8 protein-coding genes are annotated in these 9,797 nt (G+C 45.1%); 5 read left to right on the top strand and 3 right to left on the bottom strand.

Annotated features, from left to right (window positions below):
• Nucleotides 1-186: 186 nt before the first annotated feature.
• From phnX to phnW, 3 genes are all read right to left on the bottom strand, one after another.
• A complete protein-coding gene (phnX, locus tag BCT81_RS04855) occupies nucleotides 187-1,005 on the bottom strand; it encodes a phosphonoacetaldehyde hydrolase (RefSeq protein ID WP_102423406.1) in 819 nt (272 codons plus the stop codon).
• A gap of 69 nt (nucleotides 1,006-1,074) precedes the next feature.
• Entirely contained in the window at nucleotides 1,075-2,514 is a 1,440-nt protein-coding gene (locus tag BCT81_RS04850; RefSeq protein WP_102423405.1) for an aspartate aminotransferase family protein, read from the bottom strand.
• Nucleotides 2,514-3,617: a 2-aminoethylphosphonate--pyruvate transaminase gene (gene phnW / locus BCT81_RS04845; RefSeq protein ID WP_102423404.1), complete on the bottom strand. Its 1,104-nt coding sequence runs from the start codon at nucleotides 3,615-3,617 to the stop codon at nucleotides 2,514-2,516. The genes BCT81_RS04850 and phnW overlap by 1 nt, the downstream gene beginning before the upstream one ends.
• A gap of 324 nt (nucleotides 3,618-3,941) precedes the next feature.
• Here phnW and BCT81_RS04840 point away from each other — a divergent pair, with 324 nt between their 5' ends.
• The 5 genes from BCT81_RS04840 to BCT81_RS04820 form a co-directional block, all read left to right on the top strand.
• Nucleotides 3,942-4,952 (top strand): putative 2-aminoethylphosphonate ABC transporter substrate-binding protein, encoded by a 1,011-nt coding sequence (locus BCT81_RS04840; protein WP_102423403.1) that lies wholly within the window; start codon nucleotides 3,942-3,944, stop codon nucleotides 4,950-4,952.
• A 120-nt stretch (nucleotides 4,953-5,072) separates the two neighbouring features.
• Nucleotides 5,073-6,491, top strand: a complete 1,419-nt coding sequence (locus BCT81_RS04835; RefSeq protein ID WP_102423402.1) for an FAD-dependent oxidoreductase — start codon at nucleotides 5,073-5,075, stop codon at nucleotides 6,489-6,491.
• Between the two features lie 97 nt (nucleotides 6,492-6,588).
• Nucleotides 6,589-7,242, top strand: a complete 654-nt coding sequence (locus BCT81_RS04830; protein ID WP_102423401.1) for an HAD-IB family hydrolase — start codon at nucleotides 6,589-6,591, stop codon at nucleotides 7,240-7,242.
• Between the two features lie 274 nt (nucleotides 7,243-7,516).
• Nucleotides 7,517-8,626: a putative 2-aminoethylphosphonate ABC transporter ATP-binding protein gene (locus BCT81_RS04825; RefSeq protein ID WP_102423400.1), complete on the top strand. Its 1,110-nt coding sequence runs from the start codon at nucleotides 7,517-7,519 to the stop codon at nucleotides 8,624-8,626.
• A gap of 21 nt (nucleotides 8,627-8,647) precedes the next feature.
• Nucleotides 8,648-9,797, top strand: a 1,150-nt coding sequence (locus BCT81_RS04820) for an ABC transporter permease subunit (protein WP_198596843.1), incomplete at its 3' end; no start/stop codon positions are given.

The raw sequence follows: 9,797 nt of genomic DNA, 5'->3' as shown, positions 1-9,797 counted from the left end.
GATTGCTTATGGGAGTCAATAAAGTTGTTAAGATTTATATATTCAAAGTGCTATTTACAGGCGTTTTTGTCAATTAATTGCTGTCTCAAATATTGGAAATGAAGAAACCTCGCATCACCTTATGTAAAGGTAATGCGAGGCTTTCGTTTTGTACTGAAGCTTGTATGAGTAGAAAGGTGAGTGTCTTTAAGGACGCTCACCAGCCAATAAGCGCTTTTCTATATCAGCAATGACTCCAGGTAAATCGGCGATGGTGTCAATTAGGTAGTGTGGTTTTGATTTATTAAGCTTAACGCTCGCTTTTTCTCGTGCTGCTGTAAGCGTTGCTTCATCTGCGCTCAAGTATTCTTGGTAGGTTAATCCTGCTTCGTTGCCTGATAACACAAGGCCTACCGTCCACATGCCTGCGTTGTGACCTTCATCAATACCTGGTCCGGCGTCATCCACTTTTACACAGGCCGCAACGTTTGTTACGCCTAGGTCAATCACGTTTTTAAGCGCCATGAATGGTGCAGGGCGACCACCTTGAGGTAAATCATCGGTTGCAACCACGTTGTCTGGACGATAGCCGTAATCTGCTGCTGCAGGAATTAGAACATCCATCACTTCACGTGGGTAACCGGAACAAGAACCGATTTTTACGTTTTTCTCTTTTAGGTTATTTACCACTTCAATCGCGTTTAAAATTGGCGCTGCGTGGTCGGCTACTTTCGCTTTTTGAAGAGGCATAAATGCCGCGTAAATCGCATCAACGTCTTCACTGGTCATTGAACGTCCGAACTGAGCATTCCAACGAGCATCAACAGCAGGGATTCGACCCACCGCTTGGATGTGATCCCATTTACCGATACCCATAGGTTCACGAGCTTCAGCTAAGTCGATGTCAAAGTCGAAACCTTGTTTGAATGCTTCAACAAAGATGCTAGTTGGCGCAAACGATCCAAAATCAACGATAGTGCCTGCCCAGTCAAAGATAACCGCTTGGATTGGTGATGTTGTGTTCATAGTGGTGTCCTTTCTTGCCACTCCCATTTAAGGGACGAATGTGTTTTAGGTTATTGGTTTAGTGTTGGTTTAAAGGTATTCAAAGTCTTTACAGACTTTTGCTATCGCGTTTTCAAATACAGACAGAGCGGCTTCTAGCTCGCTACGACTGATGAGCAATGGTGGGCTCAACTGAATCACATTACCTTGAGACACCTTAAAGCTCAGGCCATCGTTCAGACACTGATAAAGTACGGCTTCCGCTTCGTCGAACGCTCGGGTTTTGGTGATATGGTCGGTGACCAACTCAACGCCCCAAAGCAGGCCAATGCCGCGGACGTCGCCGATGACTGGGTACTTCTCTTTCATTTGAAGCAGTTGCTCACGCATGAATGCGCTGTCGGCTTGTACTTTTTCAAGTAAGTTTTCTTGCTCAATCACTTCCATGGTAGCCAGTGCAGCTGCGCAGCCAATTGGACTTTTCTCATGGGTGTAATGACCCAGTGAAACTTGCGCTGCCGTGTTGTATTTGTCTTTAGTGACCATGGCTGCAATTGGAATCAAGCCGCCGCCAAAGCCTTTACCGATACATAGGATGTCAGGTTCGATATCAAACGCTTGGTGAGTGAACCATTCTCCGCTACGACCCATGCCATTTGGGATGTCGTCGATGATCAACATGACGTTATGCTTATCGCAGATCTCACGGATGCGCTTCCAGTAAGCCTTACTTGGCACTTGAACGTCTGTGTTACGCACTGCTTCTGCAATGAAGGCACCAATGCCACCTTCTTTTTCAATGACGTACTCAAGGTAATCGGCATAGTGCACATCACATGCCGCCTCACTTTCACTGCCTGAGCTTTGCCCGCGAAGCGAAAAAGAGTCATTAAGCGGAAAAGCACCACGATAGGAAACCGCTGGTGGAATACGTTCTACGCCAGCCATTAACGGGCCCATGCCTTCGCGGAAACAAGCTTCGCCGCCGACAGAGATTGCATCCAGTGACGCGCCATGGAATGAGTCCCACAGTGAAACGACCTTGAAGTTGTTGGTGACATGTCGAGCTAGCTTGAGTGCCATACCAATAACTGACGTTCCACCCGGTGCAAACAACACGCGGTTCAACTCACCACCGCAGATCTGTGTCAGCTTTTCAGCGCATTGAACGGCTGTTTCATTGGTAAAGCGACGTGGTGAAAACGGCAATGACGCCATTTGTTGAGTCACTTTATTAATGATGTGAGGGTGACCATAACCTAGTTGATGGACATTATTGCCATGAAAGTCCATGTACTTTTTGCCCGTCGCATCTTGAATGTAAATGCCTTCAGCGGCTTCAAGTGTGTCTAGGCAAGGTGTTGACATCGCTTGATGGAGAAATACTTCTGAGTCGCGTTTTAACATAGCTTGAGTCGCCTCATCGTTTAGCGACTCATTCCACTTTTCACGTGCGGGTGTGGTGTTCACATCGCCTTCACTTCGAAAGTGCGTTGCCTTTAGTGCTGGCTCTTGGTTAATTATTGTCATTACTTAATGTCCCAGTACATCGCATTCTTAACAGCGCCAATGAGAGCTTCAATATCAGACGGGTAAACTTCACCTATGTTACCAATGCGGAAGCAGTCTGCGTTTGAGACCTTGCCCGGGTAAATCACAAAACCTTGTTCTTTCAAGCGCTCATAGAACTCTTTAAATTGGTAATCGCTGTGTGTTGGAGAATAGAAAGAGGTGATGATAGGAGAGTGAAGTTCATCAGTAAGTAGTGGTTTAAACCCTAGGGAGCGCATGCCAGCAACTAACGTGGTTTGGTTAGTGTGGTAACGATTATGTCGAGCTTCGATGCCACCTTCTTGCTCAAGCTCAAGCAGTGCTTGGTAGAAAGCACGCACCGTGTGAGTCGGGGAGGTGAAGCGCCATTTACCGTGATTGATTTCCATGCAGTGCCATTGATCAAACAGGTCAAGGCTTAACGAGCGAGCTTGGCCTTGACACTTTTCTAGTTCTGATTGCTTAGCAATGACAAAGCCGAAGCCTGGCACACCTTGGATGCACTTGTTAGCTGAGCTGATCATGTAATCGATACCTAAGTCAGCAATATCCATAGGGATGCCACCAAAGCTCGACATTGCATCAAGAATGACAGTCTTGTTGTGTAGTTTTGCCAATTTAGCAATGTCTTCAATTGGATTCAGCATGCCAGTAGTGGTCTCACAATGCACAATCGCAACATGAGTGATGTCTGAATCTATGGCCAATGCCGTTTCCATTTCGTTCAAGTCAGGCTGTGATGTTTCACCAGGAGAAACGACATGGCATGGAATGTTTAAATATTTTGCGATTTGAGCGATACGAGCGCCGTACGCACCGTTATCCACCACAAGAAGCTTGCCATTTTTAGAGATAACGCTACCAATTGTTGCTTCAACTGAAGCGGTGCCGCTACCTTGCATTAATACGCTCGTGTATCCCGCTTGTTTAGTCGCTAAATTCACAAGCTTGCTACGAATCACTTCAACGATGTCTTTGTTGTATTCATCATCCCAAGTACACCAATCTTTAAGCATCGCTTGGCGAACGGTTTCAGAAGTCGATAGTGGGCCCGGTGTCAATAATAAGTAATCGTTTCTCATGTTCAAGTTCTCGTGATTTAATTTGGACTATACCAATTTGTACAGTTACTTTAACAACCAATTTAAACCGTCGTAAATAGTCTAAATACCATTTTCACAAAAGCTTCATATAAAAATTAATCCCTTGCCCTGAGAAATTAATCGATCTTTAAACTGCCATTTTTTGTTCATTTAACCGTCATAAAAGCCAGTTAGCTTAATAATCAAAATCTGGTACATACCAACTTTGAGCGTGTACCAACAACATAAATGAATTTATGGATATAGCCGTCTCTTGATGGGACTTCTAATTTCTAACTTTGGCATCGGGCCTGACTGGAGAAAATGATGAAAAACCGTTTTATGAAAGGATCACTTGCAGCATTAGTCACTCTATTAGCTGGTAACGCTTATGCGGCACAGGAAGTGACGGTTTACACCGCTTTTGAAACCGACATCTTAGCGAAATACAAAAATGCTTTTGAAAGTGAAAACCCAGATATCAGCATTAAATGGGTTCGTGATTCAACCGGGATCATGACAGCAAAACTGTTGGCTGAGAAAAACAACCCTCGTGCAGAGGTGGTGTGGGGCCTTGCGGGTTCTTCAATGGCTTTACTTAAAGAAGAGGGCATTCTTAAGCCTTACACTCCACAAGGTGTGGAGGCGCTGCGTTCAAACCTCAACGACCCGCAATCGACACAAGCTTGGTATGGCAATGATGCATTTTTCAATGCGGTTTGTTTCAACGAAGCGGTAGCAAAACAACTTAACCTACCAGCACCTAAATCTTGGGAAGATCTCACTAAGCCGATTTACAAAGGCCACATTGCGATGCCAAACCCAGCGTCTTCTGGTACGGGTTACATGCAGGTTTCGGCTTGGCTACAAAACATGGGTGAAGACCAAGGTTGGAACTACATGCAGAAGCTAGACCAAAACATCGCTCACTACACGCACTCAGGTTCTAAGCCGTGTGTTCAAGCGGGCATGGGTGAAGTTGCTATCGGTATCTCGATGGCAAGCCGCGGCGCTAAGCTGAAAACTCAAGGTGCACCGCTATCTGTGATTACACCTGAGGGTATTGGCTGGGAATCTGAAGCGGTTGGTCTTGTTAAACCTTCGGATGCGGCGCAGCGCGTTGTTGACTGGTCTATCTCTAAAGCAGCAAACGAGCTTTACATCGAAATGTACCCAGTTGTTGGCCACCAAGACGTGACGGCAACAATTGATAACTTCCCTAATGTTGAAAAGAACATGGCAAAAATGGACTTTGCACGCATGGGCAGTGAGCGTGCAGACGTATTGAAAACATGGTCTGAGAAGTTCGACGCTAAATCAGAGCCAAAATCTTAATCTGTCGAACTACTCATTCAATTAACTATTTAGTTCGTTAGAAGTTAGTAATCAGTAAAGGAAGGCTTCGGTCTTCCTTTTTTAGTTTTACGCCTTTAGGTTTTATGTAAGGTACGACAAATGACAAAACACTATTCATATTGGTTCAAACAAGCACTAGAAAAGGAATTTGGCGGCATCGATGCGGGGCTAGAATCTGCGAAGCCACTGCAAAAAGACATTAACTGCGACATCGCTATTGTTGGCGGCGGTTACACAGGGCTGTGGACGGCAATTTTAATTAAACAACAGCAACCTCAAAAACATGTTGTGGTGATTGAAAAAGACTTGTGTGGCAGTGGTGCTTCTGGTGCGAACGGCGGTTGTATGCTGACGTGGTCGACTAAGTATCCAACGTTGAAAAAGCTCTATGGAAAAGAGCAAGCAAAATGGCTAGTTAAAGAATCGGAAAAGGTCATTTACGAGATCGAAGCTTTCTGTAACGAGCACAACATAGACGCACATTTGTACCGCAGCGGGACTTATTACACGGCAACCAACGAAGCACAAAAAGGTGGAATGCAGCCGGTTGTGAATGAGTTGGTTAAGCAAGGCATCAATAGTTGGAAGAAGTGTGACGAGTCTTTGTCTGATAAAGCGGGATCAGAGCGTCATATTGAGGGTTATTACTCAGAAGCTGCAGGCAGCGTGCAGCCTGCATTATTGGCGAGAGGTTTACGTCGAGTTGCTATTGAATTAGGCGTTGAGATTCACGAGAACACTGAGATGACTTCGCTAGACTATGGCTCTCCGGCTCGAATTCAAACCAAAGGCGGGACGATCTATGCCGATAAAGTGATTTTGGCGCTCAACGCATGGATGCTCGATCACTTTAAAGAGTTTAAACGCAGTATTGTGGTTGTTTCATCAGACATGGTCGTCACTAAGCCCATCCCTGAAAAGCTCCAGCAATTTGGCCCAGAGAAAGGAGCGGCAGTGGTGGATTCACGTATCTTTGTCCACTATTACCGAGATACTCAGGATGGACGTCTGATGTTGGGTAAAGGTGGCAATAAGTTCTCGTTTGCCAATCAAGTTGAAAGCATGTTTAACCAAAAGACAAACTACCTGTCGATTCTAAATCAATCGTTCGAAAAATTGTTCCCTAAATTGGAACAAAGTGAGTTCGATTACAACTGGTCGGGTGGATCAGATCGCTCAGTAACAGGATTGCCATTTTTCGGTAATCTAAAAGGCCAAAACAACATCTATTATGGGCTCGGTTACTCAGGTAATGGTGTTGCGCAAACTCGTATGGGCGGAAAGATTCTGTCATCTATGGTACTCGGCACTGACAACGCTTGGACCTGCTGCGGATTAACCAAAGGACCGCTTGGGCATTTCCCACCAGAGCCATTCCGTTGGGTAGGGGCCATGACGGTGCGCAATGCAGTACGCAGAAAAGAGAACGCAGAAGACTCAGGAAAAGCGCCATGGTGGCTAGATAAGCAATTAGCAAAGCTGGCTGGTGCGGCAGGTAAAGCCGACAAGGTTGAGTGAATCTTTGTTGTAGATTGTGCTTTGCAGGTTAAGCGAGAACCGATCTTCAAGTGGCAACTGAATTGGAAGTTAAATTTGATTTGAAGTGAGAATTTATATGACGACCCCGCTGTATGTATTTGATTTAGATGAAGCACTCATGGATGGAAACAGCGCCATGATTTGGAATGAGTTTTTGGTTGAGAAAGGCTTGGCAAATGAACCTAGCTTTTTGAACGAAGAACGCCGGCTTATGGCGCTGTATGTTCAAGGTATTCTCAATGAAGATATTTACCTTGAATTTGCAACCCGCTCACTAGCCAATAAAACTTATCAAGAGGTGTGTGCATTATTAGAAGAGTGCATTAATCGTAAAGTTCTCAGCAAGATCTTTCCTCATATTGCAAAGAGGAGCTGGTCGTCAACAACACAAGGGCAGCCGATGGTGATCATCTCTGCCATTGTGTCATTCATTCCTGCATGTGTGGCAAAAAGGCTCAATATTCCCAATGTTGTCGGTATTGAACTCATGGAATCGTCGAGTCAATACTCTGCCAAGATTTTGGGGCTTCCGAGTCATCCGCATGGCAAGGTGGTTAGTTTGAATGAGTGGTTAGAGCAACACGGCCCTTCGCACAACCATAGTCAAAATGGTGCTGACTCGATTAATGATTTACCTCAATATGAAGTGGCGGATCGCCCTCACTTGGTTAATCCACACGAACGTTTAAGCGCTCGCTTGGAATCTGCTCCATGGCGTGCGGTCTACTGATTTCAGTATTGGAAGAAACGATAGATATAACCATAAACAAGCATTGATATTTGGCGGTGAAAAGCACATTGGCTTTCATCGCCAAATACCTATCTGAGGGTTATTGGGTTTCTGTAAGATATTGAATATTATTACTTGTTTTGTTCTCGTCACCCTCAGTTAGAATGAATTTTATTTCTGCAATATAACTGTCATTTAGCTTCTATAAATTTGTCACTCAACTGAAATATTCAAAGTTTAAATTTGGTATATACCATTTAAAGAGTGCTGTAGTATGAGCAACCAAACTTATTTGAATATTGAAAACGTTGTAAAGCAATTCGGTCAATTTACAGCGCTTAAAGACATCTCCTTATCTATTGAAAAAGGCGAGTTCGTCTGTTTCCTTGGCCCATCTGGCTGTGGAAAAACTACCTTATTACGTGCTATTGCGGGTCTAGATTTACCAACTTCAGGCTCAATTGAGCAAAATGGTCGCGACACGACCTTTTTACCACCAGAAAAGCGTGACTTTGGCATCGTGTTCCAATCTTACGCTCTTTTCCCTAACCTGACGGTGGAAGAAAACATTGCGATCGGCTTGAAAAACCAAGGCATGTCGACCAAAGAAGCACTAGAAACGGTGGAATCTTGGCTAGAAACCATCGGCTTGCCAACGTCTGGTCAAAAGTATCCGAATCAATTATCTGGCGGTCAGCAGCAGCGTGTGGCGCTGGCTCGCGCGTTGGCACTGTCTCCTGGGTTACTTCTGCTTGATGAGCCGCTGTCTGCACTCGATGCGAAAGTAAGAACACACCTGCGTGACGAAATTTGCCAATTACAGCGCAAATTGGGCATCACCACGATCATGGTGACACACGATCAAGACGAAGCTTTGACTATGGCAGATCGCATCGTAGTAATGAACCATGGGGTTATTGAGCAGGTGGGTGCGCCGCAAGAGATCTACCAAAAACCAGCGAGTCGTTTTGTTGCGGAGTTTGTCGGTAGCATGAACTTCATTCAAGCCTCGGTGGCTGTGCAGGGCAAGATGCGTATTGCTGAGTCTATGTTACCACTTCCTGGATTAGACAATTTGACTCCAAAGCAGGGGGATGTATTCGATATTGCAGTGCGTCCTGAGCAAATCCAGTTCGTTGATCGCTTTAATGAGTCACTGCCGGTAAGAATCCTTTCGAGCGAATTTCTGGGCGCGTTTTATCGCGTCGAATGTCAATTGCAGCATGACTCTACGGCAAAAGAGATCATCGTTGATGTGCCAGTCAAAGAGTTCAATCGATTGAAACTGCGTCGCAGTGATATTCGTTACGTAGCGTTTGATCAAGAAGGCTTGCGAGCTTATCCATCGAAAAGTGTTCAAGTGATGAAAGACGAGGCGGCGTAAAGAATCATGGAATCGACTCAAATGATGCAACCTAAGCGGCTAATTCAACGACGAGTACAGCCTTTACTGGCTCGGTTAAGCAAGGACAATGTGATTCTATTTGGACTGTTGGCATTTTTGTCTGTAGTCATGACACTGTTTATCTTGATGCCATTGTGGGCGATGCTGAAAAAAAGTGTTCAGAATGCTGATGGTGAATTTGTAGGTTTACAGAATTTCGCGACCTATTTCGCTTCTCAAAGCCTTTGGCAATCTGTGGGTAACACTTTTACGTTGGGCTTGTTGGTAACGACAGTGGTTGGTGTTTTAGCGTTTGGTTACGCTTATGCGTTGACTCGGTCATGTATGCCTTTTAAGGGGCTATTTCAGGTATTAGGCTCTGCGCCGATCCTTGCGCCTTCATTACTTCCTGCAATCAGTCTGATCTTCCTATTTGGTAACCAAGGCATTGCCAAAGAACTCCTCGGTGGCAACTCGGTATATGGCTTAATTGGCATCACATTAGGCCTGATATTCTGGACGTTTCCACATGCCTTGATGATTCTAACCACTTCACTCAGAACGTCCGATGCCCGTCTTTATGAGGCAGCACGTGCACTGAATACGTCGTCGCTCAAAACCTTCTTCATGGTTACCTTACCTGCAGCCAAATATGGCTTGATCAGTACGCTTATCGTGGTGTTTACGCTGGTGGTGTGTGACTTTGGTGTACCCAAGGTGATTGGTGGTAGCTACAATGTTTTGTCGACGGATATCTTTAAACAGGTAGTAGGGCAGCAGAACTTCTCAATGGGTGCAGTAACCAGTATCTTGTTGTTATTGCCTGCATTGCTTGCGTTTACAGTGGACCGCTGGGTACAAAAAAAGCAAAAGAGCTTATTTGATACTCGTTCTGTCGCGTACCAACCAGAACCAAATACCGTGCGTGATGGATTGTGTTTCCTTTATTGCACGATCATCTCAGCTGCTGTCGTTATCGTGTTGGGGATGGCGGTATACGGTTCCATGGTCACTTTTTGGCCTTGGAACAAAGCCCTTACACTGAATAACTATAACTTTGCAGAAATGAGCACCTATGGTTGGACTCCATTCTTCAACTCATTAACGTTAGGTGCATGGACAGCGATAATCGGTACCATACTGATTTTCTTAGGCGCGTACTGTATTGAGA

Origin of the sequence: Vibrio sp. 10N.261.52.A1 (genome assembly GCF_002876325.1) — a bacterium.
Taxonomy (GTDB): Bacteria; Pseudomonadota; Gammaproteobacteria; order Enterobacterales; family Vibrionaceae; genus Vibrio; species Vibrio chagasii.
The sequence above is the reverse complement of the archived record's forward strand: the minus strand, read 5'-3'. Positions and strand labels throughout refer to the sequence as shown.